The sequence below is a fragment of the Rubrivivax gelatinosus genome (genome assembly GCF_016583785.1).
GTDB classification, from domain to species: Bacteria; Pseudomonadota; Gammaproteobacteria; order Burkholderiales; family Burkholderiaceae_C; genus Rubrivivax; species Rubrivivax gelatinosus_B.
Genome location: NZ_NRRU01000034.1, coordinates 13,135 through 39,118 on the forward strand (window position 1 = coordinate 13,135; position 25,984 = coordinate 39,118).

Sequence of the window (25,984 nt, forward strand, 5' to 3'; positions counted from 1 at the left end):
GCTGTCGACGGCAGACGAAGCATTGTCGGCGGGCGCTCGGCCCGCTACGAACGCGAACGGCAGCGCGCCCGCGACATCGCGCTGGCCGAGCTGGATGAAAGCGCGCGTGCCGCCGGCGCCAACGCCGTCATCGGCGTGGACCTCGACTACGAGGTGCTGGGCCGGCAGCGCCTCAGGCGCAGGCTGCCCTTTGCCCGGCGCCGCTTCAGGCCGGGCGCCTCAGCCGGTCACGGGCGCCGAGCCGGCCCGCACGCGGTGTCGACCGCCCGGGCTCAAAAACTCGCCCAGTCGCCTTCGCCCCCGGAGGTGGCGGCTGGCGTGCCCGCCTGGGGGGCGGCGGGCCTGGACGGCAGCGGCGTGCTGGCGGCGGTGGCCTTGGGCGCACTCGCCCGGGGACGCGGCGCAAGCTTGGGCGCTGCAGCGGCGTGCGAGCGGGCCGGCGCCGGCGCTGCCACCACAGCCTGCTGCTCCGCGGCGCCGAGCTTGAACTGCGCCACCACCTGCACCAGATCCTGAGCCTGCATCTTCAGGCTGGTGGCCGCTGCCGCCATCTCCTCCACCAGCGCCGCGTTCTGCTGCGTGGCCTGGTCCATCTGCGTGACGGCTTCGCCGACCTGGGACACACCGGCGCTCTGCTCGACGCTGGCCGCACTGATCTCGCCCATGATGTCGGTGACGCGTTTGATGGCGTTGACCACCTCGGTCATGGTCTCGCCCGCCCGGTCCACCAGCGCGGTGCCCTGCTCGACGCGCTCGACGCTGGCGCCGATGAGGCTCTTGATCTCCTTGGCGGCCTCGGCGCTGCGCCCGGCCAGGCTGCGAACCTCGGACGCCACCACGGCGAAACCACGGCCCTGCTCGCCGGCGCGCGCCGCTTCCACGGCGGCGTTCAGCGCCAGGATATTGGTCTGGAACGCGATGCCATCGATGACGCTGATGATGTCGTTGATCCTGCGGCTCGATTCGTTGATGCCCTTCATCGTCTCGACCACTTCACTCACGACCTCGCCACCGCGGGTCGCCACGGTGGACGCGTTCATGGCCAACTGGTTGGCCTGGCGGGCGGCATCGGCGTTCTGTTTGACGGTGGAACCCAGTTCCTCCATCGAGGCGGCGGTCTGCTCCAGCGCGGCGGCCTGGTTTTCGGTGCGGGCGGACAGGTCGTTGTTGCCCTGGGCGATTTCAGCACTGGCGGTGGCCACCGACTCCGAGCCCTGGCGCACATTGGTGACGACCGTCACCAGGCTCGACTGCATGTCGCGCAGACTGCCCAGCAAGGTCCCCAGTTCATCGCGGCGCTGGCTGTCGATGCGGGTGCCGAGTTCGCCTTCAGCCACCTTGCGGGCGATGGCATTGGCCTGTGACAAAGGCCGGGTGATGCTGCCGGACAGCAACCAGACCACGGTGATGCTGAGCAGCACGCTGGCAGCTTCCAGCATGATCATCAAATTGCGGCTGGCGACGTAGTTGTCCTGGATCGACTGGCCCAGTTCATCGATCTCCTCGCGCTGCAGTGCAACCAGTTCCTCGATCTTGGCCTGGTAGGCTTTGCCGGCGGGCACGAACGTTTCCTGCATCAGCTGCCTGGCGTCTTCAACCTTGTCCTCTTTCTTCAGCTTGAGAATTGCATCGCGCGCTTCGACATAGACCTTGCGCTGAACTCGAATGGCCGCGTAGAGCGCTTTCTCCTTGTCGGTGTCCAGCAGCTCGTCGAGGGATTTCTGCAGCTCCGCTGAACTCTTGGACGACTGCGCCTGGTCGTCAGCGAAGAAGTCCGCCAGTTTCGGGTCGCTGCTGTAGGCAATGGCCGAGGTGCGGCGGATGCCGGTGTGGATGTTGCGGTACCAGTCGCTCACCATGCGTTCGGTCCTGACCGGGTTGGCCAGCATCTGCCGGGTGGCATCGGCGACCGCATTCATGCGCGCCAGACTGATCAGGATGATGGCCACCGACAGCATCAAAACCAGCGCAAAAGCCGCTGCCAGGCGTTTTGCCACCGGCAGATTATTCAAAAAGGCACCCACGTGATCTCCAGATGTTCAGATACATCGTCAAAAAAATGCCGCGACGCAAGCCATCCTGGATCTCGGTTGTGATCAGCATACAACCCGGTAGAAACCTGAGGCCGCCGGGTCTGGGTTCAGTACATTTAACTGCAAATAAATTACGCCAAACACCGCACACTCGGCCGCGTTTCATCGTGTCGCCTGCGTCCTGCCGGCTAAATACCGTTTTGTGTGCACTGCGACGGGCTCACCTGACGGGCGTGGCGGCGCTGAACGGGTGAGCCGGCACGTTCTTCAGGTGTGACAGGCGCAGGTAGCTGATGGCGATGAAGTTCTTGGCGGTGCTGCGTCCGCGCGCAGCGCGCTTGGCTTGCTGAAGCCGTCCGTTCATCGACGCGACGAACCCGTTGTGACGGCGCTCGTGGGCCTGCCGCCAATACGCGGCGGCGGTGGGGCGGGCGCTGAGCGCGCTGGACGAGCGGGAGGCTCGGGCCTTGGAGACCTACGTCGCGCGCCGCTCCTGCGGCGACAGCCCCGGCTCGGCCGAGGCTTGAGCCGGCCCGTGCGCGGCAGGATGGTGGTTCTACGGGTAGTATCACGCCGATAACTCCGCGGCGAAGATCCTCGCGGCGATGAGAGGCCGCGCGCTGGACTGGCAGATCGCGGATCTCCAGGTGGTCGCTCGACAGCACGGGGTCGGCTGGCGGCACCAGAAGAGCAGTCACTGCGTCTTCGTGCGTGACGACGGCCGCACGCTGTCCGTCCCGGCGCACCGGCCGATCAAGCCGATCTACATCCGCAAGTTCATCGATCTGATCGACGGAGCATGACCATGAGCAAGCTGACCGATTACCCGTTCGAAGTGCGCCCTCTCGCCGAAGACGATGGTGGCGGCTATCTGGTTTCGTTCCCCGACTTCGCCGAGTGCATCTCCGACGGCGAAACGGTCGAGCAGGCGCTGGAGAACGGCCGCGATGCCCTGAAAGCGACGATCGCGACGCTCAAGGCGAAGAAGCTGCCGATACCGGCCCCCAACAGCGGCGGCGTCGCGTCCGGCAGGTTCGTCGCGCGGGTGCCCAAGACCGTGCACGCCCAGCTTGCCGCGCGGGCGCGCGCCGAAGGGGTTTCGCTAAACACGCTGGTGCTCACCTTCATCGCCCAGGGCCTGGGCACCAGCGGCACGACGGCACGCGCCAAATGCGCGGGATGACCGAACCGTGGCCGTTACCCCGCCACGCCGGGCGCCGAAGCCGGCGCCTTCCTTCCCGGTAGCCCATCTGGAGCCCGCATGATCCTCACCACCACCCCCAGCGTCGAAGGCCGCAAGGTCAGCCGCTACTGCGGCATCGTCACCGGCGAGGCCATCCTCGGCGCCAACCTCTTCAAGGACTTGTTCGCCGGCATCCGCGACATCGTCGGCGGGCGTTCGGCCACCTACGAACGCGAACTGCAGCGCGCTCGCGACATCGCACTGGCCGAACTGGAAGAGCGCGCGCGTGCCGTCGGCGCCAACGCCGTCATCGGCGTCGACCTCGACTACGAGGTGCTGGGCCAGGGCAACGGCATGCTGATGGTGTCGGCCAGCGGCACCGCCGTCGTGCTCGAGTAGCCGCGCGGGCCCGCCGCCGCCGCCGATGCGGCCGGCGACAATGCCCGGGCAGACGCCGCTGGAGGCCCACGATGCCGCGCTACGACCCCGCCCTTGAACCCGACGCCGGCCAGTGGCTCGCCCTGCCCGAGCAGACCCGCATCGACCTGGCCGCCCAGTACCACCGCGCAGCGCGCATCCAGCTGCCGAACGTCGCGGCGCACGCCGCCTTCCACGCGATCGTCGAGAACCAGATCGCGCTCGGCCTGGCCCCGGTCGTGCGGGCGATGGCGCGGCTGCGCGCCGGTGGCCTGAGCCGCCACGACGCGATCCACGCCGTCTGCACCGCGCTCGCCGAACACTTCTTCGAGTTGATGCAGTCCCCCGGCGGCACGCTCGCAGCCGACTCGCAGGCGCGTTACGAAGCCGCGGTCGAGCGGCTGGACGCCGCCGAGTGGCAGCGCCGCTACGGCTAGGCCGCGCGCCCGTACACCCGCTTGCGGGCGAGCGCGCGCTTCAGGCCGCGCCACACGGCTAGCATCCGGCCACCATCGTTGCAGGAGCCCCGCATGGTCAGTCTCGAGTTCCTCGTCACCTCGCTGGTCGTCGTGCTGATCCCCGGCACCGGCGTCGTCTACACCGTGTCGACCGGGCTGGTGCAGGGCCGCAAGGCCAGCGTCTGGGCCAGCCTGGGCTGCACCGCCGGCATCGTGCCGCACCTGGCGGCCACCATCCTCGGCCTGGCGGCGGTGATGCACACCAGCGCGCTGGCGTTCCAGCTGCTGAAGTACGCGGGCGTGGCCTACCTGTTCTACCTCGCCTGGGCCACCTGGCGCGACCCGTCGGCGTTCGCGGTCGACGGCACGGTCGCACGCGCCGGCGCGCCGGCCATCGTCTTCAAGGCCTTGCTGCTGAACATCCTGAACCCGAAGCTGACGATCTTCTTCCTCGCCTTCCTGCCGCAGTTCGTCGAGCCGGGGGCGGCGCAGCCGCTGCTGCAACTGCTGAGCCTGAGCACGATCTTCATGGCGATGACCTTCGTCGTCTTCGTCGCCTACGGCTTCGTCGCCCACGCGTTCCGCCGCCACGTCATCGAGTCGGCCGCGGTGCAGCGCCGGCTGCGTTACGGCTTCGCCGCGGTCTTCGCCGGGCTCGGCGCGCGGCTCGCGGCCAGCGAGCGCTAAGCCCCGCGCCCGCAAGCCGGCTCTTGCATCCCGCCACGCGCCGCTGCATGAAGATCGAGGCCCTCACCACGCTTCCGCACCCGGCCTGGCTGCGCCTGCGCCTGGCCTTGTGGCCCGACGCCGCCGAGCCCGAACACGTGCACGAGATGCAGTCGCAGCTTGCCGATCCCGAGCGCTATGCACAGTTCCTGGCCCGCGACGACGAGGGCGCCGCGCTCGGCCTGGCCGAGGCCTCGGTCCGCCACGACTACGTCAACGGCACCGACTCCAGCCCGGTCGGTTTCCTCGAAGGGCTGTACGTCGTGCCCGAGGCGCGCCGGCAGGGCGTCTCGCGTGCGCTGGTCGACGCCGTCGCCGCCTGGGCACGCAGCCGCGGCTGCGCCGAGCTGGCGTCCGACACCGCGCTCGACAACCTTGCCAGCCAGGCGCTGCACGAGCACCTGGGCTTCGAGGAGACCGAGCGTGTGGTCTTCTACCGGCGTTCGCTGGCGGGGCTGCCGGCGACGGCCGTCGTCGCCGCTGCGCAGGCGGCCAACCCGCTGCACGAGGTCCAGGCCGTGTGTTTCGACTGGGGCGGCACGCTGATGTCGGAGCAGGGCCCCGCGGACACGCCGATGGGGCTGTGGCCGCAGGTCCAGGCGCTGCCCGGCGCCGCCGAGGCGCTGGCGCTGCTGGCCGGGCGGCTGCCGCTGGCCATCGCCACCAACGCCTCGGCCTCGCGCCGGCCGATGATCGAACTGGCGCTGCGCCGCGTCGGCCTCGGGCGCCACGTCCAGCACGTCTTCTGCTTCACCGAACTCGGCCACCGCAAGGACGAGCCCGAGTTCTGGGACGCCGTCGAACGCCGCCTGGGCGTGCCGCGGGCGCACATCGCGATGGTCGGCGACTCGCTCGAACACGATGTGCGGGCGCCGCGGCGCTTCGGGGTGCAGGCGGTGTGGCTGAACCCGGCCGGTGCCGTGGCGACCGACGGGGACGAGGTGCCGGTCGTCGCCGACCTGCCGGCCTTCGCGCGCTGGGTGATCCAGGCGTCGTGAACGGGGGAGGGGCGCGGATGACGCTGCACACGACACCCGCGCTGGAGGTCCGCCCCGCGCGGCCCGAGCACCGTGCGCTCGTCGAAGCGATGATGGTCCCGTACCTGCGCGGCTTCGGCGCCGAGGGGCCGTACCCGGGGCTGGAGCGCTACGGGTCGGATGCGCGCTGCGCGGCCTTCCTGCTCTGGCTGGACGGCGCCGCGGCCGGCTTCGCGCTGCTGGAGCAGGTGGACGCCGGCACCACCGAGCTGGTGGAGTTCTACGTCGCTGCCGAGCACCGCCGCCAGGGCTGCGGGCGCCTCGCTGCCGAAATGCTGTTCGCCCTGAGGCCGGGCCGCTGGCGCGTCGGCGTGCGCCAGGACAACGGCCCGGCGCTCGTCTTCTGGCGCGAGCTGCTGGCCGGCAAGCCGGGGCTCGCCGTGCACGAACATGCGCGGCCGCCGGCGTGGATCTACGAGTTCGACGCCTCCTCTGCTGCGGCGTCCCCCTAGGAGCATTCGATGCGTATCGCGATCGTCACGGGCGGTTCGAAGGGGCTGGGTGCCGCTTTATGCCTGCTGCTGCGGCGCGCGGGCTTCCAGGTGTTCGAGTTCTCTCGGACCGCGCCGCACGTGTTCTCGCACCATCTGGATCTGGCCGATCCTGCGACGGCCGTCACGGCTGTGTCTCGGGTGCTAGCGGGGATCGACCCGGCGCGATGCGCCGAGGTGCTGGTCTTCAACAACGCCGGCCGGCTCGACCCGATTGGCCCGGTCTGGGCCAAGCCGGTGGACGAGGTCCTCGCCCATCTGAACGTCAACCTGTCGTCGGCCATCCTCGTGCTGAGCGAGGTGATGCGCCACTTCCGCGATTCGCCCGGGCGCAAGCTGCTGGTCAACGTCTCGTCGGGCGCGGCGCTCAAGGCTTATGCCGGCTGGTCGCTGTACGGCACGGCCAAAGCCGGCATGGAAGCGTTCATCCGGGGGCTGGCGGTAGAAGAGCGTCACCAGCCGCGGCCGTTCGTCGCGGTGTCGGTGGACCCGGGTGTCATCGACACCGGGATGCAGGCGCTGATCCGCGACACCTCCGCGCAAGATTTTCCCGAGGTCCTGCGCTTCGTCCGGCGTTACGAGGCGGGTGGCCTGGTGCCGGCGGATACCGTGGCCGCCGCGATCCTTGAACTCGTCGCGCGCGACGACCTCGAGTCGGGGGCACGATACGACGCGCCGCTGGCGGCGGCCTGAGCATTGCCAAGAGCACCATGGAACTCCTCGCCCCCGACCACTTCATCCGTCTCGCCAACCCCGGCGTCGAATCCTGGCAGTTGCTGTCCCCGTACAACTCCGCGTCGACGCGGCTGACGATCACGCGTGTCGTGCTGGCGCTCGGCGCCGAGCAGCCGCGCCATGTGCACGCGGCGTCGGAGCAGGTCTGGGTGGCCGTCGCCGGCCAGGGCACGCTGCTGCTGGCCGATGGCGCCCTGGCGGCGTTCGCGGCCGGCCAGGTCGCACGTTTTGCCGATGGCGAGGTGCACGGCCTGCGCAACACCGGCGCCGAACCCTTCATCTACCTGTCGGTCACCTCTCCACCGCTCGACTTTTCCTCGGCTTATGGAGAGCAGCTGAGATGACGGCCTGGCCCGAACCGCTGGCTGCCGGCGCCATCACGCTGCGCCCCGCCGTGCTCGCTGACGCCCGGCGGTCTTCGACGCCCACCAGGACGCCGTCCTGCACCTGTGCGCCGCCGCCTACACGCCGGCGCAGATGGCGGCCTGGTTCGAGGGCCGCACGCCTGCCATCCACCACCCGGCGATCGAGACCGGCCAGATGACGCTGGCCGAGCGCGACGGCCGCGTGCTCGGCTTCTGCGCCGCCGTGCCCGGCGAGGTGACGCTGCTCTTCGTGCGGCCCGAGGCTGCCGGCAGCGGCCTGGGTAGCCGCTTGCTGCAGGTGGCCCTGGCGCAGGCGCGTCGCGGGCACGACGGGCCGTTGACGGTGGTCGCGACGCGCAACTCGCAGCGTTTCTACGAGCGCCACGGTTTCGTCGCCGTCGAGCACAGCTTCTTCGTGCGCGGCGCTGCCGAGACGCGCGTCGAGGTCGTCGTGATGCGCGGCACGCCGCCGGCTGCGCAGGTTGTGCCACTGGCCGAACGGCCCGACCTGATCCCGCTGATCCGCGGCTGGTTCGAGGCCGAGTGGCCCGCGCACTACGGCCCCGGTGGTCCCGGCCATGCGCTGCACGACCTGCAGGCCTACGCGCAGCACGACGCGCTGCCCTTCGGCCTGGTGGCGCGGCTCGACGGCCATCCCTGCGGCTTCATGGCGCTCAAGCGCGAAGGGCTGGCCTCGTTGCCGCAGCTCGGCCCCTGGGTCGGCGCCGCGGTGGTGCTGCCGGGCCTGCGCCGCTTGGGCATCGGCCGTGCCTTGCTGCTCGAACTGGAGCGCCGCGCGGCGGCGCTGGGCGAGACCCGGCTGTACTGCGCCACCGCCACCGCCGCCTCGCTGCTGGAGCGCTGCGGCTGGCGCCGGCTGGAGCGTGTCGCCCACGGTGGCGAGACGCTGGACCTGTACGACAAGCGGCTCGCCGGCTGAGCGCCGATGCCGTCACGGGCGGCTTTCGTGATGCGGGCCGGCCGGCTAGGCTTGCGGCCATAGCGCCAGGAGTCGCCGATGACCCGCCAGCTTCCGCCCCCGACGATCCCCGGCCAGCACCAGCCGGTCCACGGATCCGGCTCGGCCCGTCGTGCCGGCGGCCTGGCGAGACGGATCGCGGCGCTCCTGTTCTGCGGCTGCGTGTTGCCGGCTGTGGCAGCGGACGCTTCGACGGTCTACCGCTGGGTCGACGACACGGGCACCGTGCACTACTCCGAAGTGGTGCCCGAGCGCTACCGCGACACGGCCAGGCCGCTGCAGCCGCCGGCCCCGCCGACCGCGGAGCAGCAGCGCCAGGCGCAGCAGCGGTTGCAGCAGCAGAAGGCGAAGGCGGCGGCGGTGGACACGGGGGGCGAACCCACGGCCGCGCCGGTGCCGCCTGCGGCGTCGCGGCCCGTTGGCAAGCGGCCCAGCCAGCTGCCCGACGAGCAGACCGACTGCGACACCTGGCAGCGCCTGTACGACGAGAGCGAAGCCTGTTTCGGCCCGTACCGCACCGTCGGCGGCGGCGTCAAGGCCGAAGCCTTCGCGGTCTGCAACGTCGTGCACGAACCGCCGGTCGAGCGCTGCCGGCGCTACATCCGCTAGCGTCGGCGCGTGGCAAGCTGCGCAGACCGGACACGCGGGCCGCGCCGCGCCCCGCGTGTCCGGTCCCACCCCTTGCCAGCAGGAGCCTGACGGTGTTCTCCCATGTCTTCGTCGGCTGTGCCGACTTCGAGCGTGCACTCGCCTTCTACGGCCCGGTGATGGCCGCGCTGGGCCTGGAACGCCGCTTCGTCGAACACGAGCGTCCCTGGGCCGGCTGGCAGGCGCCCGGTGTCGCGCGGCCGCTGTTCCTCGTCGGCCACCCTCACGACGGTGCGCCGCACGCGCCCGGCAACGGCCAGATGCTCGCCTGGCTCGCCGCCGATCGGGCGACGGTCGATCGTGTGCATGCCGTCGCGCTGGCGCACGGCGGGCGCTGCGAAGGGCCGCCGGGGCCGCGGCCCGAGTACCACGAGCACTATTACGGCGCCTACTTCCGCGACCCCGACGGCAACAAGCTCGCCGTCGCCTGCCACGCGCCGCCGGCGCGCTGACGCTAGGCGCCGCGCTTCCTCGTCTTGAAGCGCTCCACCGCCGCCCAGTGGTCCTCGTGCACCCAGGCGTGCACGAAATGGCGCTGCTCGATCTCGCGCCGTTCGCGGTAGGGCTCGCCGCGGCGCAGCGCACGCGTCTGCTCGACGGCGCCGGTCAGCGCCGCGCGGGTCTGGGCCAGGATGGGCGCGATGAACGCCTCGACCGCCGCCGGCATCGCCGCCGCGTCGGGCACGACGAGGTCGGCCAGGCCCCAGGCGAGCGCCGTCTGCGCCGGCACCAGCTCGCAGCGCGACATCATGCGCAGCGCACGCGCCGGGCCGACCAGCGCCGCCAGGTCGGGGCCGCCGCCCCAGGCGGAGGTGATGGCCAGCTTGCCGTGGATGAAGCCGATGTGCGTGCCTTCGCGCATCAGGCGGAAGTCGCAGGCCACCGCGAGCTCGCTGCCGCCGCCGATGGCGTCGCCGTTGAGCACCGCCACCACCGGCACCGGACAGTCGCGCACCGTGTCGAGCACGGTGCGGCCGCGGTCGGACATCAGGCGCGCGTCGTCGTCGCTGCGCACCGACTCGAGCTCCAGCACGTCGCCGCCGGCGGCGAAGTAGCGTTCGCCGGCGCCGCTGACCAGCACGCAGCGCAGGCTGTCGTCGTGGGCGTGCTGCAGCAGCGCTTCGCGCAGCGCGGTCAGCACCGCCATCGACAAGGGGTTGTGGCGCTCCGGCCGGTCGACGGTCAGGCGCAGGATCGCGCCCTCGCGTTCGACTCGCAGCGGGGAGGGTTGGTCCATCGGGGGACTCCTGTTGCGGCCGGCCGCGCCAGGTGGCGGCCGGGAAGCGGAATTCTCCCCCCAGGTGCGGCCGGCGCCGGCACCGGCCCGGTTCGCCTCAGGCTGCAGGTGCGATGCGCCCTGTCAGGCGTCGAGCGGGGGCGGACCGGCGGCGACGGTGGCGACCCGGTTGCTGCAGCCCATGCCGCTGCGGATTGACGCCAGAAGATGGGCGGGCAGCATCGCTGGTGCCAGCGCGCAATCGACTGGCGATATCCGTCGCAATAGAGCAGTTGCCGGTTCTGGTGAATATCTCCTCGGAGTTCGTCTGGATGTGATTTATTGATGCCTAGAATATTCGGCGGATTGCCGGCGGCAGATGAAATCGCCGGGCAATGCCGGTGGCGGCCATGTCGGCAACGGCTGGTTTATGCGTCGTTCGCGGCGCCTTGAACAGCGTCCCGCCAATGCGGCAGACATGACAACCGAAGCCCCCGGCTGTACGGCGCGTGAGAGACAGGTCCTCGAAGCGATCGCCGAAGGTCTGGCGTGCCGCGACATCGCGACCCGGCTCGGGATCAGCGAAGCCACGGTGCGAAAGCACCGCAGCAACATGCTGGCAAAGCTGGGTCTGCGCAACGCGGCGCAGCTCGTTGCGCATGCGCGCACTCGAGGCTGGCTGGCCGCCTTCCCGGTGCAGCATTTTCGCGAACCTGTCGGCGCGTGAGCAGGAGGTGATGCGGCTGGTGCTCCAGGGGCGCACCAGCAAGCAGATCGGGCGCCTGCTCGGCATCAGCGACTTCACCGTGCGCAAGCATCGGGAACATCTGCTGCGCAAGCTGAATCTGCGCAGCACCGCGCAACTGGTCGCGCTCGCGCTGCGTTCCGGCTTTCGGCCGGAGTCCGGCGACTGAATTCGCTGCAATCGAATACGACATCGGGAGTATTTGCACCGATCCGGATCGCTCCAAAAGATCGCGCCATAACGTTCCGCGCGCCTGCGGCCCGACGGACACAAGAGAACTCAGGGACGAACATGGCAAAAGCGAACGTCTGGGCATCGCGCGCTGGGCCTGGGGGCCCGTGATGACCCCCGGCGAGGTGCTCCGCTTCGACGGTTTCGAACTTCATCCTGTCGAACGCCGCCTGCTCGTGCGCGGACAGCCCGTCCTCGTGGGCTCGCGCGCCTTCGACCTGCTCCTGGCCTTGGCGCAACAGGGCGGGGCGCTGGTCACCAAGGACCAGTTGCTCGACCGTGTATGGCCGAACCTGGTGGTGACCGAGAACAACGTCCACGTCCAGGTGTCGGCGCTGCGCAAGCTGATCGGCGGGCAGGCGATCCGCACGGTGCCCGGGTACGGCTACCGGCTTGCGGTGCAGCCGCTGCCAGAGCCCGCGGGTAGCCACGGGCCGGCCGCAGGACTTGCCGGCGCCCGCTCGCCGCCGCGACCCGCCGAGATGTTCGGCCGCGAGGACGAACTCGCGCTGCTCGTGCAGCTGCTGGCGGCGCATCGCCTGGTCAGCATCGTCGGCCCGGGAGGGGTCGGCAAGTCCATGCTGGCGGACGCGGGCGCACGCGCCAGCGTCCAGGCCGGGCAGCGCGGCGCCTGCTGGGTCGACGTGCATGGGCTGACCGAGGCGCAGCAGCTGCCAGAGGCCGTGGCCCGGGCCCTCGACGGCACCGACCGGGCGCCCGCGCCGCCGTCGGACATCGCCCCGGCCTTGCGCGCCAGTCCCGCCCTCGTGGTCCTGGATGGTGCCGAACACCTGCTGGACGCCGTCGCCCGCGTGGCGGGAGACATCCTGGACGATGCGGCGGGCCCGCGCCTGCTGGTCACGAGCCAGGCGGCACTGCGCGTCGAGGGCGAGCGCGTGCTGCGTCTGTGCACGCTGCCGATACCGCCGCCCGGTGTCCAGCCGGACATCGCCATGCGATGTGGTGCCGTCGCACTCTTCGCCCACGAGGCCCAGGCCGCGGACCAGCGCTTCGCACTCGACGAAGGCAATGTCGCGCTCGTGTTGGACGTGTGCCGCCGGCTCGACGGCCTGCCCCTGGCCATCAAGCTGGCCGCGCAGCGCACGCACGCACTCGGTTTGACGGCATTGCGCGACCTGCTGCCCGCTCATCTGCAACTGCTGCGCAATGCCAGGCGCGGTGCGCCGGCGCGCCATCAGACGCTGATGGCTTCGTTCGACTGGAGTTTCCGGCTGCTCGACGAGATGCAGCGCCTGGTGCTGTGCCGGCTCGCGGTGTTCGACGGTGTCTTCGCGCTCGACCACGCGACACAGCTGGTCGCCGGCGGCGACCTCGATCCCTGGGCGGTGATGGAGGTCATGGCGAGCCTGGTGGAGCGGTCCTTGATCCAGCGCGATGCCCAGGCACTGAACGCCTATCGCCTGGTGGTGGGCATCCGCGAGCTGGCGTGCCGGCTGGGCGACGAGGCCGAAGACCGCGGGCAGCCGCCCGGCCGTCTTTAGAACGTTTCAGTCCCGTCTTCAGACCCGGCCAGGACTGAAGGCCGGCATCAGATCGACAGTGCAAGCGCAACGGCAATCCCGCCCTTGCGCTTGAACCCAACCGATCAGGACCGCCATGACAACCGCTCTCACTCTCCAGCGTTCCCAGGGCCTGCGGGCCGCGACGAATCCGTTGTTTGCCCTGCCGGGCGTCGAGCACCTGTTTTCCGGCAGCCCGGTGGTGCTCGCCGCACCGACCCACGCCGACGACAAGCAGAACGGCTCGGGCGACAGCGCCGGCCGCGCGACGAACGTCAAGGCCCGCGGTGGCAACGACGCCCGCCAAAGCCGAGACGCCGGCTGAGAGGCCGCCATGATCTCGTTTCGCATCGAAGCTGGTGACCGCCTGCTGCCGTGGACCGCTGCTGCGGGCCGCTGGGTGGCCGGGCGCAGCTGGGTCCAGCCTTTCGAACATCCCGCGCTCGAGTGCTGCTCGCTGGTGAGCCCAGACCGGCTTGCCTTCATCGTGCGCGAGCGGGGCGCCATGACCGGTCGCCTGACCGGCCTGGAGCCGCAGCGGGTGGACGAGCAGGCGTGGGACGAGCAGCTTGCCGCGGCACTGCAATGGCCGCTCAACGTCAGCGTGCTGACGTGGCGGACCGATGCAGCCGGGTCGGTGCTCCTTCGGTGCGGCGGCTGGGGCACGGCTCCGGTGTGCCTGGCCGTGCAGCGCGACACGCTGCACGGCCACTGGGACCCGGCGCAGCTGTACCGCTTCCTGCAGGGCGGTGTCGACTTCGGTCGCGCCGCCTACCTGCTGGCGCGCATCGGCGCGCCGTACTCGCGGCGCACGCTCTTCCCGGGCATGCAGCTGCTGACCGAGCGCGCCTGCGCCGACTGGGACCCCGAGCGGCACGGCCTGCGGATCGACTACCCACAACCGATGCCGGTGGCCGGGCCGCGCACCCTGCGCGCCGATGCCGACGTGCTCGGCAGCTTCGAAGCGCTGCTGGGCGCGAGCATCACGCGCTGGCTGGACCCAGGCCGTGACGTGTTCGCCACGGAGCTGAGCGGCGGCCTGGACAGCGCCGTGGTGGGGCTGGTCGCCGCCAAGCTCAGCGGTCGGCCGGTGCGCAGCTACGGGCTCATCGTCCCCGACGAAACCGGCCGCGTGCAGACGCGACGACGGCAGCTGATCGTCGAGCGCCTCGGGGCGCTGGACAGCGCCATCGACGCCTCGCGCCACACGCCTTTCAGTTCGCCGCGGCACGAGGGTGACGACGCCATCGTGCCCTGGGGCGAGTTCTATCACGAGGCCTTTCTGGCGCTGCTGCGCCGTGCTCGCGGCCACGGCGTGCACACCATCCTCACCGGCATCGGCGGTGACGAGATCTCGACGCTGGCGCACGACGAGCTGGATCCGCGCCGGCCCGCCCCGATGGCGGAACCGGCCCTGCCGAGCTACCTCAGCGACCGTGCGCTGCAGGCCTTTCGCGAGGAGGCGCAGCACGGCCTGGACTGCGCGCCGAACGGGGCCGCCCTGCGCAGCGTCTTCGAGGCCGCGCAGGCCGGCACCGCGGTCTATCTGCGCGCCGGTGTCTGGCCGCTGTATCCGTACGCGACGCCCGAGCTCGTCGAGTTCTGCCGCAGCCTGCCGGCCGAGTGGCGGCGCGGCCGGCGGCTGCAGCGTGAGTACCTGGCACGGCACGGCCTGCCGCAGGAGGTCTACCGGCCGGAGCTGCCGGAGAGCTTCATTCCGCTGCTGGACCAGGCGATGCGGCACGACGCGCGCAAGACCATCGAGGCGCTGTTCCAGGACTCGCTGCTGGCCGACGCCGGCCTGGTCGACACCCCGCGCCTGCTGGCGGCCTACCGCCGTTACTGCAGCGGCGAGGACCTGAGCGAGTCCGACTTCCTCCTCGAGGCCGTCGTGCTCGAACTGACGCTGCGCACGCTGCAGGCCGGCACCGAACGACAGCACGAGGCCGTCGCGGCCTGAGTTCCATCCATCGGAGGGCACCACGCCTCCATCGCGGCACTGGCATCGCGGGCAACCAGGCTGAGGACGCAAGACCCGCTCACCGTGCGCGACGCCGCTCAGCCGGCGCGCGCGATCCCGTCAACCTTAGCGGAGCACGAATATGGCCAACGTCGACCAAAGCGTCATGTGGGCGCGACTGATGCAGTCCATGCAAGCGGAACTGTTTCCCAACGGCCTCGGGGCCGGCACGATGTTCTCGGCCGCATCGGTGGCCCGTTCGATCAACCTCAACGCCACCGATGCCGGCGTCACCAACTACGGCATCTATTCGCTGGGCGACATCATTCCCGCCAACAGCCCCGACTACAACCCGGCGCCCAGCGGCCTGGCCGCGTCGTACATGCAGTTCCTGGCCTGGATCGATCTGGGTGGCGACACCAATCCGAACCTGCAGTCGCAGCTCAACATCGCGCTCGCCGGCGATGGCGGCGCCAACCCCGGCCTGATCGCCATCCAGGCCGGCTACAACAACACCTACAACGCTGCCGCCAAGGCCTATACGGACCAGAAGGCGGCGGCCGCCACGGTCGGCGACACGGTCGCCCCGTTCAAGAGTTGGGTCCTGACCAACTACCCCTCGCTCGCCACGGCGCAGAGCCAGCTCGCGGGTGCGCAATCGAAGGTGGACCAGCTGAGCAACCAGCTCTACGGGCCCGGCTATCAGCAGGTCCAGCTGGCGCGCCAGATCACCGGGATCAACGGCGGCGCCCAGGATCCGATGCAGCAGAACAACTACAACATGCAGATCACCTCGGCGACCTACATCCCGCCGGGCTCGACGGCGGCGGTGATCGGGCAGGCCGCACCGTCCACCACGGCCAGCACGGTCACGAACGTGTCGTCCTACGTGCCGCTCTACCAGTTCGACACCGCCTACGCGGCGACCTACACGCAATGGCAGGCCGCGAGCGTCGCCGGCACGATCGGGCAGACCTTCCACTTCGACTCGAGCAGCCAGGACTACGACTACCAGGCTTCGGGCTGGAATGCCTCGGCCAAGGCGAGCTGGTCGGACTTCTTCAGGACGGTCAGCGGCTCGACCAGCTCCAGCGCCACGGCCGTGTCCGTGGACGCCAGCTCGTCCGCGTTCAGCTTCGATGTGTCCTTCGTCGGCGCCAAGGCCTTCGGCATCAACCCGGGGCCCTGGTGGCAGAACGGCTCGCTGGTCAGCACCTATCGCGACAAGCTCAAGCCCGGTGCGCCTGACTTCTTCTCCGACGCCGGCGCCCTGGCGCGGCGCGCCTCGCAAGTGGTGCTGGGGTTCGAGCCGACCATCACCATCAAGATGTCGGCGCAGGACTACAGCCGCGTCAAGTCGTCCTGGCAGACCCAGGCGGCGCTCACCATCGGTGTGGGGCCGTTCAGCTTCGGCGCCTCGGGCGGGGCGAACTCGTCCAAGGACCAGATCCATTACGACGATGCCAGCTCGTCGATCCGGATCGGCCCGATCAAGTCCACGATGCCGGTTCTGCTGGGCGTGGTCAGCAGCAGGCTCTGAGCGCCTGCCACCCCTCACCGCCCCGGGCCGACGGCCCGGGGCGGCCCCCATGCCGGCAGGGAGCGCCGCCACCATGACCACCAAAGACAACGGGTTGAAGTCGGCCTGGGCCGATTGGGCCGACGCGCTGGTCGCCACGCTGTTCCCGGCCGGCCTGGGCTCGGGCCAGCACTTCGCTTTCGGGCAAACCACGCTGGTCGCCGACTTCGCAAACAGTGATCCGGAAGTCATCAACTCCGAGATCTTTCGCATCGGCGACTCGGTGCCCCAGCCGTCCCCGGATTTCGTGCCGATGGGCAGCCTGTACGAGGCCTACGGCTTCTTTCTGCAGCGCCTGTCGTCGCCAGCGCTGGCCTCGGCGCTGGCGGCCTGGAAGGACGCCACCAGCATCAGCCCCAGTCGCTTCAACATGCCGACGAAGATAGGCACGCAGGCACCGGCCGGCACCGTGCCGGTCGGGCCTGCCGCCGATCCGCAGGGCTCGACCACCTATCTGCCGGCCTATTCGCTGGATGCCGGCTTTCGCGGCCGGTACAAGGAATGGCAGGCGTCCAGCGTTGCCGGACGAACCAGCGACGGCGGCGTCATCCGCGTCAGCTCGGCCGGCAGCGCCGCGGGTGCGCCGGTCCTGCGATCCATGAAGGCGAGCGCAGGCCCTGCGGCCGATGCGCTGCCGCCGTTCATCCGGTTCCACGCGCCGGGCGTGGTCGCCAAGACATCGATGCGGGATCTGGCCGGCCCGCAGGCGGCAGCGCCAGTTGCGACCCCGGCCTTGGACAGCTACTCGCTGGAGGTGTGCTTTACCGGCCTGGGCACCTTCATGCTGGGGCCGACCCAGTGGTTCAGCGACACGGCGGTACGTTTGTTCGCGAGCCAGCTTACGGCGGCGGACCAGGTCAGCTACTTCGGCCGCCAGGGCGTGCTGGCGCGTCGCATCTACCAGGTCGTCGTCGGCTTCGAACCCTCGGCGACCTTGCGCTTCGACGCTGGAAGCTCCGGCAACCGCAACGCAAAGCCGCTGCTGGCGCCGCCCCCCGGCGCCTCGATCGGCGTGGGCCCGCTGAGTTTCGACAGCGCCTCGCTGAAATCGGCCACCGGCGGTGACGGCACGACCCTCACCATCGGTCCCGCCGCGTCCAGCATGCCGATCCTGCTGGGCGTGGTCAGCATGGATCTGGCCCGTGTGGACGCTGTGCCATAGGCGGGTGTTCCGGTGTGGCCGATCCCGTCAGACGGGGGACGGGCTGGCAGCCGATCGCGCCGCCGGCCGCCGCTGCCGGCGCCTCAGGCCACGAGTGCGATCGCGCCCTGGTAGGCGCCGAGCAGCAGCGCGCTGACGGCGATGTTGGCCAGCAGGTGGCGTTCGCCCATGCCGACGTGGATGCCGACGCGGGCGCTGACCGCGCCCCACATCACGACGATCAGCAGCGCGCCGGCGTCGGCACGCGCCAGGCCGAAACCGCCCGCCTGCAGCAGGCCGACGATCAGCAGCCAGAGTCCGCAGCCCATCACGGCAGCGGCGGTGAGCTCGTTGAAGCTGGGTTTGCGCAGCGCGATGCCGATGAGTTTCATGGGTGAGACCGGACGGTGCGCCGGCCGCCGGCAGTCGAGGCTGGCGTTTCGGGCGCGGTAGATGATGTCCTTCAGCGTAGCGGCCAGGCCTCGCGCTCAGCCTTGAAATAGGTCAAGCGAAACCACGCTGTTGCACGCCTTGCGGGTTCAGGTGCCGCGCACGAAGGGGTTGTGCCGGCGTTCCTCGCCGAAGCTGCTCTCGGGCCCGTGGCCGGTAATGAAGACGGTGTCGTCGCCCATCGGCCACAGGCGGTCGCGGATGCTGTCGAGCAGGGTCTGCATGTCGCCGCCGGGGAAGTCGGTGCGGCCTATGCTGCCGGCGAACAGCACGTCGCCGACGAAGGCGCGCCGGGCTTCGGCGCTGTGGAAGACCACGTGTCCCGGCGTGTGGCCCGGGCAGTGGCGTACGGCCAGCGTCGAGCGGCCGACGGCGACCGTGTCGCCGTCCTGCAGCCAGCGCACCGGCATGAAGGGCTCGGCCGGCGGGAAGCCGAACATTGCCGCCTGCTGCTGCAGCGCCTCGATCCAGAAGCGGTCGCCCTCGTGCGGGCCGACGATGGGCAGCGCCAGTTCACGCGCCATCTGGCCGGCGGCGCCGGCGTGGTCGATGTGGGCGTGGGTCAGCAGGATCAGGCGCGGCGCGACATCCAGTTCGTCGATGGCGGCGAGGATCCGGGGCAGGTCGCCGCCCGGGTCGATGACGGCCGCTTCGCGGGTCTGGTCGCACCAGACGATGGAGCAGTTCTGCTGGAAGGCGGTGACGGGGACGGTTCGGTACTGGAGCATCGCAATAAGGGTTAGGCCCGACCGGGATTAGACCAAGACCGGCGCGGTCTGGCCTCCACCGGGCAACCGGTCATTCGGCGTTCCCCGTTCGAAAACCGTCCGACCGACCGGAAATCGAACGTCCGGCCAGGTCGGTCCGAGGGCTGGAGGCGGCTCCGCGTTTTCCCGCGCCTGTTGAATCGAATCAAGCACTTGGCGCAGCCGTGCGCGCTCGCGCAGCGGCTGGCATGGCCGCTGCACTGGGGCTGGCGGGCGGCAGCGCTGCCCAGGCGGGCGCCGCGGCTGGATCGCGGCGCCTTCGACCCACGAAAAAACGGAGACAAGTTCATGCCCGCCCAACCCCAGGTGCAGGTGATGGGAATCGATGCCGGCGGCACGATGACCGACACCTTTTTTGTCCGCGAGGACGGCCGCTTCGTCGTCGGCAAGGCGCAGAGCAATCCGGCCGACGAATCGCTGGCCATCTACCACTCGTCGCGCGACGCGCTCGCCCACTGGGGCCGCGAGGTCGACGAGGTCTACCCCGAGCTGCTGACCTGCGTGTACTCGGGCACGGCGATGCTCAACCGCGTGGTGCAGCGCAAGGGCCTGGACGTGGGCCTGATGGTCAACAAAGGCTTCGAGCACGTGCACTCGATGGGCCGCGCGATCCAGAGCTACCTGGGCTACGCGCTGGAAGAGCGCATCCACCTCAACACCCACCGCTACGACGAACCGCTGGTGCCGCTGGCGCGCACCCGCGGCGTCACCGAGCGCACCGACGTCCAGGGCACGGTGGTGATCCCGCTGCGCGAGGCCGAGGTGCGCCAGGCCACGCGCGAGCTGGTCGAGGCCGGCTCCCAGGCGATCGTCATCTGCCTGCTGCAGTCGCACAAGAACGGCGCCAGCGAGCAGCGCGCGCGCGACGTCTGCCGCGAGGAGCTGCAGCGCCTGGGCGTGGAGCTGCCGGTGTTCGCCTCGGTCGACTACTACCCGCAGCGCAAGGAGAGCCACCGGATGAACACCACCATCCTCGAGGCCTACGCTGCCGAGCCGTCGCGCCAGACGCTGAAGAAGGTCAGCGACCGCTTCCGCCAGCACGGCGCCAAGTTCGACCTGCGCGTGATGGCCACCCACGGCGGCACCATCAGCTGGAAGGCCAAGGAGCTGGCGCGCACCATCGTCTCCGGGCCGATCGGCGGCGTCATCGGCGCCAAGCTGCTGGGCGAGGCGCTGGGCGACGAGAACATCGCCTGCTCGGACATCGGTGGCACCAGCTTCGACATGGCGCTGATCACCAAGGGCAGCTTCGCCATCGCCTCCGACCCCGACATGGCGCGCCTGGTGCTGTCGCTGCCGCTGGTGACGATGGACTCGGTGGGCGCCGGCGCCGGCAGCTTCGTGCGCCTGGACCCGTACAGCGGCGCGATCAAGCTCGGGCCCGACAGCGCCGGCTACCGCGTCGGCACCTGCTGGCCCGAAAGCGGCCTGGACACGGTGTCGGTGTCCGACTGCCACGTCGTGCTCGGCTACCTGAACCCCGACAACTTCCTCGGCGGCGCGATCAAGCTCGACGTGCAGCGTGCCCGCGAGCACATCCAGGCGCAGATCGCCGGCCCGCTGGGCCTCGGCGTCGAGGACGCCGCCGCCGGCGTCATCGAGCTGCTGGACCTGCAGCTGCGCGAGTACCTGCGCAGCAACGTCAGCGCCAAGGGCTACAGCCCGACCGACTTCGTCTGCTTCAGCTACGGCGGCGCCGGCCCGGTGCACACCTACGGCTACACCGAGGGCCTGGGCTTCAAGGACGTGGTGGTGCCGGCCTGGGCCGCGGGTTTCTCGGCCTTCGGCTGCGCCTGCGCCGACTTCGAGTACCGCTACGACAAGAGCGTGGACCTGGCGCTGTCGCAGCTCGCCTCGGCCGAGCAGAAGGGCGCCGCCGCGGCCACCATCCAGCAGGCCTGGAGCGACCTCGCGGCCAAGGTGGTCGAGGAGTTCCGCATCAACGGCTTCAAGCCCGAGGACGTGATCCTGCGCCCGGGCTACCGCATGCAGTACATGGGCCAGCTCAACGACCTGGAGATCGACTCGCCGGTGGCCGCCGCCGCCAGCGCCGAGGACTGGGACCGCATCGTCGAGGCCTTCGAGACCACCTACGGCCGCGTCTACGCCAGTTCGGCGCGCTCGCCGGAGCTGGGCTTCTCGGTCACCGGCGCGATCATGCGCGGCATGGTGGTCACGCAGAAGCCCGTGCTGCCGGAGGACCCCATCGGCGAGCCCACGCCGCCGGCCGAAGCCCGCATCGGCACGCGCCGGCTGTACCGCCACAAGCAGTGGCACGAGGCGGTGATCTGGCGCATGGAGGCGCTGCGCGCCGGCAACGAGATCGTCGGCCCGGCCATCGTCGAGTCCGACGCCACCACCTTCGTCGTGCCCCAGGGTTTTGCCACCACGCTGGACAAGCACCGCCTGTTCCACCTGCGCGAGCTTGCCCGCAGCGGCCGCCAGACCCACTGAACCCCGAGGAGACACACCATGAAGATGAGCTACCGGGAAGTCGGCTTCGCCAATCTGCTGGGCAACGGCCAGACGCTGAAGGAATACCGCGACGGCATCCTCGAGCGCACGCGCCGGACCGGCCACTACAACGGCCTGGAGCGCCTGGCGCTGCGCGAGAAGGACCCGATCGGCTACGAGAAGCTGTTCTCCAAGCTGCGTGGCGGCCTGGTGCATGCGCGCGAGACCGCCAAGAAGATCGCCGCCAGCCCCATCGTCGAGCAGGAAGGCGAACTCTGCTTCACGCTCTACAACGCCGCGGGCGACTGCGTGCTCACCTCCACCGGGATCATCATCCACGTGGGCACGATGGGCGCGGCGATCAAGTACATGATCGAGAACGACTGGGAGTCCAACCCCGGCATCGCGCCCGGTGACATGTTCACCAACAACGACTGCGCGATCGGCAACGTCCACCCCTGCGACATCGCCACCATCGTGCCGATCTTCGTGCAGGACAAGCTGGTGGGCTGGGTCGGCGGCGTCACCCACGTCATCGACACCGGCGCGGTGACGCCGGGCTCGATGTCCACCGGCCAGACGCAGCGCTTCGGCGACGGCTACATGATCACCTGCCGCAAGACCGGCATCAACGACACGCCGCTGCGCGACTGGCTGCACGAGAGCCAGCGCTCGGTGCGCACGCCCAAGTACTGGATCCTGGACGAACGCACCCGCATCGCCGGCTGCCACATGGTCCGCGCGCTGGTCGAGGAGACCATCGCCGAGGACGGGCTGGAGACCTACGAGCAGTTCGCCACCGAGGTGATCGAGGAAGGCCGCCGCGGCCTGGCCACGCGCATCAAGGCGATGACGCTGCCGGGCAAGTACCGCAAGGTGGCCTTCGTCGACGTGCCCTACAAGCACCCCGACGTTCAGACCTCCAACGCCTTCGCCAAGCTCGACTCGATCATGCACGCGCCGGTGGAGATGGAGATCCGCGCCGACGCCTCCTGGCGGCTGGACTTCGAGGGTGCCAGCCGCTGGGGCTGGCACAGCTACAACGCCCACCAGGTGGCCTTCACCAGCGGCATCTGGGTGATGATGACGCAGACCCTGGTGCCCACCCAGCGTATCAACGACGGCGCCTACTACGGCACCGAGTTCCACATGCCCAAGGGCGGCTGGAACAACCCCGACGACCGCCGCACCGGCCACGCCTACGCCTGGCACTTCCTGGTCTCGGCCTGGACGACGATGTGGCGCGGCCTGGGTCAGGCCTATTTCAGCCGCGGCTACCTCGAGGAGGTCAACGCCGGCAACGCCAACACCAGCAACTGGCTGCAGGGCGGCGGCATCAACCAGGACGGCGAGATCCACGCCGTCAACAGCTTCGAGGCCAGTTCCTGCGGCACCGGCGCCGGCGCGATCAAGGACGGGCTGAACCACGGCGCGGCGATCTGGAACCCCGAAGGCGACATGGGCGACATCGAGATCTGGGAGATGGCCGAGCCGCTGCTGTACCTGGGCCGCAACGTCAAGGCCAACTCGGGCGGCTACGGCCAGTACCGCGGCGGCCACGGCTTCGAGACGCTGCGCATGGTCTGGAAGGCGCAGGACTGGACCATGTTCTTCATGGGCAACGGCTACATGAACAGCGACTGGGGAATGATGGGCGGCTACCCCTCGGCCACCGGCTACCGCTTCGAGGCGCACGACACCGGCCTGGCCCAGCGCATCGCCAGGGGCGAGACGCTGCCGCTGGGCGGCGACACCAACCCCGACCTGCCCGACTACGAGAACCACCTCGGCCCCGACGCCCGCGTCAAGCGCGACCACCAGTGCATGACCACCGAGGACTGCTACGCCAACCACGACCTCTACCTCAACTACATCCGCGGCGGCCCGGGTTTTGGCGACCCGCTGGACCGCGAGCTGCCGGCCATCGCCGCCGACCTGAACAACGGTTTCCTGCTGCCCGAGTACGCGCAGAAGGTGCACGGCGTGGTCGCCACGCGCGACGCCCACGGCCAGTGGAAGATCGACGAGAAGGCCACCGCGCTGCAGCGCATCGAGATCCGCCAGCAGCGCATCGCGCGCTCGGTGCCCACGCGCGAGTGGATGAAACACGAGCGCGAACGCATCCTCGACAAGCAGGCTTCGGTGCAGGTGCAGCACATGTTCGCCACCAGCTTCGGGCTGTCGGCGAAGTTCGAGAACCAGTTCCGCAGCTTCTGGGACCTGCCCGACACCTGGCAGCTCAAGGAAGAAGACCTGGGCGTGCCCTCGTACGGCTCGAAGTTCCGCATGGACCTCTCGGCGATGCCCGACGTGCACACCGTCACGCTGGTCGAGCAATGAGCCCCGGTGCCCCGACAACCCTCTGACGAAAGAGCCAACCCGATGTCCACCTACACCCCCGAGCAGGTCAGCAAGCTCGTCGACGGCAAGCTCGACTGGGACACCACGCTGCGCATGCTGTCCATGCCCAAGGACCCCGAGCGTTTCTCGCTGTACCTGCAGGCGCTGCAGGCCAGGCGCCCGTGGAGCGACCGCATCGTGCTGCCGCTGGGCCCGCACCTGCACGTCGTGCAGCAGACGCAGAGCAAGCGCTGGGTCATCCAGTGCGATTGCGGCCACGTGTTCTGCGACTGGAACGAGAACTGGAAGCTGCACGCCAACCTGTACGTGCGCGAGACCGAGGCGGCGATGACCGAGGTCTACCCCCGGCTGATGGCGCCCGACACCGCCTGGCAGGTCTACCGCGAGTACAGCTGCCAGCAGTGCGGCACGCTGCACGACGTCGAGGCGCCGACGCCCTGGTATCCGGTGATCCACGACTTCGAGCCCGACATCGACGCGTTCTACAAGGAGTGGGTCAAGCTGCCGCTGCCTGAACGATCGAACTAAGGCCCCCCCCCGAAGCGCCTTCGGCGCACCTTGCAGGCCGCGCCGGGCCGGTGGCCCGGCCCTTCGGCTGGCGCGGACCGTCCACCGGACGGTCCACGTCCCGCCGAAGCCCCCCCGAGGGGGCGACGCCAGTGGACCGGCAGAGCCGGTCCACGGCGTCCGCTGGATTGAGGCGGCACTTCGCTTCGGGACGGACCTGCGCGTCGGGGCGGGACTCTGCCTCGGGGCAGCCCTGCGCGTCGGGGCGGGACTCTGCCTCGGGGCAGCCCTGCGCGTCGGGGCGGGACTCTGTCTCGGGGTGGCCCTGCGCCTCGGGGCGGCAGTCCGCCTCGGGACATTCCTGCTTGTGACGAGGGCATCACCACGCCATGCTGCCGCCACCATGAATCTCGCCCTGCTGCTTGCACGCGTCGCCGCGCAGGACCCCGAGCGCCCGGCCGTGCTGCACGGCGAGCGGCTGCTGTGGCGTTACGGGCAATGGGCCGGGCGCTGCGCGCGGCTGGCCGGCGGGCTGCGCCGGCTGGGCCTGGCGACGGGCGAGCGCATCGCGCTGGTGCTGCACAACCACCCGGCCTATCTGGAGCTGATGTGGGGCGCGTGGTGGGCCGGGCTGGCGATCGTGCCGATCAACGCCAAGCTGCATGCGCGCGAGGTCGCCTGGATCGTCGGCCACAGCGGCGCGCGGCTGTGCCTGGTCGATGCCGACACCGGCGCCGGGCTGGACGCCGGCTGCCCGCTACTGGCCATCGACGACGCCGGCTATCACGCGCTGTTCGAGGCCGAGCCGCTGCCCATCACCGCGCGCGACGGCGCCGACCTGGCCTGGCTGTTCTACACCAGCGGCACCACCGGCCGGCCCAAGGGCGTGATGCTGGGCCACCGCCAGCTGCTGACGATGGGGCTGTGCTACTTCGCCGACGTCGACCCCATCGCCCCCGAGGACGCCAGCACCTACGCCGCGCCGATGTCGCACGGCGCCGGCCTGTACGCGGTGCCGCACGTCATCGCCGGCGCCCGCCACCTGGTGCCGGCCAGCGGCGGCGTCGACGCCGCCGAGCTGTTCGAGCTGGCGCGGCGCTGCGGCCCCTTGAGCCTGTTCGCCGCGCCCACCATCGTCAAGCGGCTGGTCGACCACGCTCAGGCCCACGGCCTGGACGGCGAGGGCCTCAAGACCATCGTCTACGGCGGCGCGCCGATGTACGCGGCCGACATCGAACGTGCGCTGCAGCAGCTCGGGCCGCGCTTCGTGCAGATCTACGGCCAGGGCGAGAGCCCGATGACGATCAGCGCGCTGTCGCGCCGCCACCTCGCCGACGCCGCCCACCCGCGCCGCGCGCAGCGGCTGGCCTCGGTCGGCGTCGCCCACAGCGCGGTCGAGCTGCGCATCGCCGACGAAGCCGGCCGGCCGCTGCCCGCAGGCACGCCCGGCGAGGTGCTGGTGCGCGGCGACACCGTGATGGCCGGCTACTGGCAGGACGCCGAAGCCAGCGCGGCCACGCTGCAGGACGGCTGGCTGCGCACCGGCGACGTCGGCGAGCTCGACGCCGACGGCTTTCTGACGCTGCGCGACCGCAGCAAGGACGTGATCATCAGCGGCGGCAGCAACATCTACCCGCGCGAGGTCGAGGAAGTGCTGCTGCGCGACCCGGCGGTGGCCGAGGTCTCGGTCATCGGCGCCCCCGACGAGCAGTGGGGCGAGGTGGTCGTGGCCTTCGTCGTGCCGCGGCCCGACGCCGCCTGCGACCCGGCGGCGCTGGACGCGCTGTGCCGCTCGCGCATCGCGCGGTTCAAACGCCCCCGGCACTACCGGCTGCTGCCGCAGCTGCCCAAGAACCATTACGGCAAGGTGCTCAAGACCGAGCTGCGCCGGCTGTGGGCGGGGGGCGGGTGAGCCCCGCCGCCGCCGGCCGCCGGCGCCCCTGATGCCCTGGATGCCAGAGGCCGGACACACGGCCCGGTG

At 70.4% G+C, this 25,984-nt stretch carries 28 protein-coding genes and 2 pseudogenes; 25 read left to right on the top strand and 5 right to left on the bottom strand.

The window, feature by feature from the left end:
• Nucleotides 1–9: 9 nt before the first annotated feature.
• Nucleotides 10–165 (top strand): annotated as a pseudogene (locus CKO43_RS25775) (heavy metal-binding domain-containing protein); the annotation flags it as partial.
• Between the two features lie 107 nt (nt 166–272).
• Here the strand turns inward: CKO43_RS25775 and CKO43_RS10830 are convergent.
• Entirely contained in the window at nt 273–2,024 is a 1,752-nt protein-coding gene (locus CKO43_RS10830; protein WP_346728243.1) for a methyl-accepting chemotaxis protein, read from the bottom strand.
• A 229-nt stretch (nt 2,025–2,253) separates the two neighbouring features.
• Complete coding sequence (locus tag CKO43_RS10835; RefSeq protein WP_200378639.1) at nt 2,254–2,397, bottom strand: hypothetical protein; 144 nt, start codon at nt 2,395–2,397, stop codon at nt 2,254–2,256.
• A gap of 241 nt (nt 2,398–2,638) precedes the next feature.
• Here CKO43_RS10835 and CKO43_RS10840 point away from each other — a divergent pair, with 241 nt between their 5' ends.
• From CKO43_RS10840 to CKO43_RS10895, 13 genes and pseudogenes are all read left to right on the top strand, one after another.
• Nucleotides 2,639–2,836 (top strand): hypothetical protein, encoded by a 198-nt coding sequence (locus tag CKO43_RS10840; protein ID WP_200378640.1) that lies wholly within the window; start codon nt 2,639–2,641, stop codon nt 2,834–2,836.
• A 2-nt stretch (nt 2,837–2,838) separates the two neighbouring features.
• Complete coding sequence (locus tag CKO43_RS10845) at nt 2,839–3,216, top strand: toxin-antitoxin system HicB family antitoxin (RefSeq protein WP_200228223.1); 378 nt, start codon at nt 2,839–2,841, stop codon at nt 3,214–3,216.
• Nucleotides 3,217–3,294: 78 nt separating this feature from the next.
• Nucleotides 3,295–3,615, top strand: coding sequence for a heavy metal-binding domain-containing protein (locus tag CKO43_RS10850; protein ID WP_200228224.1), 321 nt, complete (start codon nt 3,295–3,297; stop codon nt 3,613–3,615).
• 71 nt (nt 3,616–3,686) lie between these two features.
• Complete coding sequence (locus CKO43_RS10855) at nt 3,687–4,070, top strand: hypothetical protein (protein WP_200378641.1); 384 nt, start codon at nt 3,687–3,689, stop codon at nt 4,068–4,070.
• 93 nt (nt 4,071–4,163) lie between these two features.
• A complete protein-coding gene (locus tag CKO43_RS10860; protein WP_200378642.1) occupies nt 4,164–4,778 on the top strand; it encodes a LysE family translocator in 615 nt (204 codons plus the stop codon).
• A 47-nt stretch (nt 4,779–4,825) separates the two neighbouring features.
• Nucleotides 4,826–5,266, top strand: a pseudogene (gene aac(6'), locus CKO43_RS26305) (aminoglycoside 6'-N-acetyltransferase); the annotation flags it as partial.
• Nucleotides 5,267–5,392: 126 nt separating this feature from the next.
• Complete coding sequence (locus CKO43_RS26310; RefSeq protein WP_346728244.1) at nt 5,393–5,815, top strand: HAD family hydrolase; 423 nt, start codon at nt 5,393–5,395, stop codon at nt 5,813–5,815.
• 17 nt (nt 5,816–5,832) lie between these two features.
• Nucleotides 5,833–6,306 (top strand): GNAT family N-acetyltransferase, encoded by a 474-nt coding sequence (locus CKO43_RS10870; RefSeq protein ID WP_200378644.1) that lies wholly within the window; start codon nt 5,833–5,835, stop codon nt 6,304–6,306.
• Between the two features lie 9 nt (nt 6,307–6,315).
• The gene (locus CKO43_RS10875) at nt 6,316–7,038 is read left to right on the top strand and encodes an SDR family NAD(P)-dependent oxidoreductase (RefSeq protein WP_200378645.1); all 723 of its coding nucleotides are present in this window, start codon (nt 6,316–6,318) and stop codon (nt 7,036–7,038) included.
• 17 nt (nt 7,039–7,055) lie between these two features.
• Nucleotides 7,056–7,424, top strand: coding sequence for a cupin domain-containing protein (locus tag CKO43_RS10880; protein WP_200378646.1), 369 nt, complete (start codon nt 7,056–7,058; stop codon nt 7,422–7,424).
• A gap of 133 nt (nt 7,425–7,557) precedes the next feature.
• Nucleotides 7,558–8,385 carry a GNAT family N-acetyltransferase gene (locus CKO43_RS10885; RefSeq protein ID WP_242481124.1) on the top strand — a complete coding sequence of 276 codons (828 nt, stop codon included), beginning with the start codon at nt 7,558–7,560 and terminating at the stop codon, nt 8,383–8,385.
• Nucleotides 8,386–8,463: 78 nt separating this feature from the next.
• Nucleotides 8,464–9,033, top strand: coding sequence for a DUF4124 domain-containing protein (locus CKO43_RS10890; RefSeq protein ID WP_200378647.1), 570 nt, complete (start codon nt 8,464–8,466; stop codon nt 9,031–9,033).
• Between the two features lie 92 nt (nt 9,034–9,125).
• Entirely contained in the window at nt 9,126–9,524 is a 399-nt protein-coding gene (locus tag CKO43_RS10895; RefSeq protein ID WP_200228237.1) for a VOC family protein, read from the top strand.
• A 2-nt stretch (nt 9,525–9,526) separates the two neighbouring features.
• Here the strand turns inward: CKO43_RS10895 and CKO43_RS10900 are convergent, their stop codons facing one another.
• Nucleotides 9,527–10,309 carry an enoyl-CoA hydratase/isomerase family protein gene (locus tag CKO43_RS10900; protein WP_200378648.1) on the bottom strand — a complete coding sequence of 261 codons (783 nt, stop codon included), beginning with the start codon at nt 10,307–10,309 and terminating at the stop codon, nt 9,527–9,529.
• 358 nt (nt 10,310–10,667) lie between these two features.
• On the opposite strand from CKO43_RS10900, the gene CKO43_RS25780 reads away from it, so the two are divergent.
• The 7 genes from CKO43_RS25780 to CKO43_RS10930 all read left to right on the top strand — a co-directional run bounded on the left by CKO43_RS25780 (nt 10,668) and on the right by CKO43_RS10930 (nt 17,485).
• Nucleotides 10,668–11,015, top strand: a complete 348-nt coding sequence (locus CKO43_RS25780) for a response regulator transcription factor (RefSeq protein ID WP_242481125.1) — start codon at nt 10,668–10,670, stop codon at nt 11,013–11,015.
• 10 nt (nt 11,016–11,025) lie between these two features.
• A complete protein-coding gene (locus CKO43_RS25785; RefSeq protein ID WP_242481126.1) occupies nt 11,026–11,202 on the top strand; it encodes a response regulator transcription factor in 177 nt (58 codons plus the stop codon).
• Between the two features lie 172 nt (nt 11,203–11,374).
• A complete protein-coding gene (locus CKO43_RS10910) occupies nt 11,375–12,766 on the top strand; it encodes an ATP-binding protein (RefSeq protein ID WP_200378649.1) in 1,392 nt (463 codons plus the stop codon).
• Nucleotides 12,767–12,881: 115 nt separating this feature from the next.
• The gene (locus CKO43_RS10915; protein WP_200378650.1) at nt 12,882–13,109 is read left to right on the top strand and encodes a hypothetical protein; all 228 of its coding nucleotides are present in this window, start codon (nt 12,882–12,884) and stop codon (nt 13,107–13,109) included.
• Between the two features lie 9 nt (nt 13,110–13,118).
• Entirely contained in the window at nt 13,119–14,744 is a 1,626-nt protein-coding gene (locus CKO43_RS10920) for an asparagine synthase-related protein (RefSeq protein WP_200378651.1), read from the top strand.
• 190 nt (nt 14,745–14,934) lie between these two features.
• The gene (locus tag CKO43_RS10925; protein WP_200378652.1) at nt 14,935–16,284 is read left to right on the top strand and encodes a hypothetical protein; all 1,350 of its coding nucleotides are present in this window, start codon (nt 14,935–14,937) and stop codon (nt 16,282–16,284) included.
• Nucleotides 16,285–16,357: 73 nt separating this feature from the next.
• Nucleotides 16,358–17,485 (top strand): hypothetical protein, encoded by a 1,128-nt coding sequence (locus CKO43_RS10930; RefSeq protein WP_200228243.1) that lies wholly within the window; start codon nt 16,358–16,360, stop codon nt 17,483–17,485.
• An 83-nt stretch (nt 17,486–17,568) separates the two neighbouring features.
• On the opposite strand, the gene CKO43_RS10935 is transcribed toward CKO43_RS10930, so the two are convergent.
• On the bottom strand, nt 17,569–17,856 hold the full coding sequence (locus CKO43_RS10935) for a hypothetical protein (protein WP_200228244.1): 288 nt from the start codon (nt 17,854–17,856) through the stop codon (nt 17,569–17,571).
• A 147-nt stretch (nt 17,857–18,003) separates the two neighbouring features.
• Complete coding sequence (locus CKO43_RS10940; RefSeq protein WP_200228245.1) at nt 18,004–18,642, bottom strand: MBL fold metallo-hydrolase; 639 nt, start codon at nt 18,640–18,642, stop codon at nt 18,004–18,006.
• A gap of 327 nt (nt 18,643–18,969) precedes the next feature.
• On the opposite strand from CKO43_RS10940, the gene CKO43_RS10945 reads away from it, so the two are divergent.
• The 4 genes from CKO43_RS10945 to CKO43_RS10960 all read left to right on the top strand — a co-directional run bounded on the left by CKO43_RS10945 (nt 18,970) and on the right by CKO43_RS10960 (nt 25,915).
• Complete coding sequence (locus CKO43_RS10945) at nt 18,970–21,135, top strand: hydantoinase/oxoprolinase family protein (RefSeq protein ID WP_200378653.1); 2,166 nt, start codon at nt 18,970–18,972, stop codon at nt 21,133–21,135.
• An 18-nt stretch (nt 21,136–21,153) separates the two neighbouring features.
• A complete protein-coding gene (locus CKO43_RS10950; RefSeq protein WP_200378654.1) occupies nt 21,154–23,475 on the top strand; it encodes a hydantoinase B/oxoprolinase family protein in 2,322 nt (773 codons plus the stop codon).
• A gap of 42 nt (nt 23,476–23,517) precedes the next feature.
• Nucleotides 23,518–24,024: an acetone carboxylase subunit gamma gene (locus tag CKO43_RS10955; protein WP_200228248.1), complete on the top strand. Its 507-nt coding sequence runs from the start codon at nt 23,518–23,520 to the stop codon at nt 24,022–24,024.
• A 382-nt stretch (nt 24,025–24,406) separates the two neighbouring features.
• Nucleotides 24,407–25,915, top strand: a complete 1,509-nt coding sequence (locus tag CKO43_RS10960; protein ID WP_200378655.1) for an AMP-binding protein — start codon at nt 24,407–24,409, stop codon at nt 25,913–25,915.
• Nucleotides 25,916–25,984 lie beyond the last annotated feature (69 nt).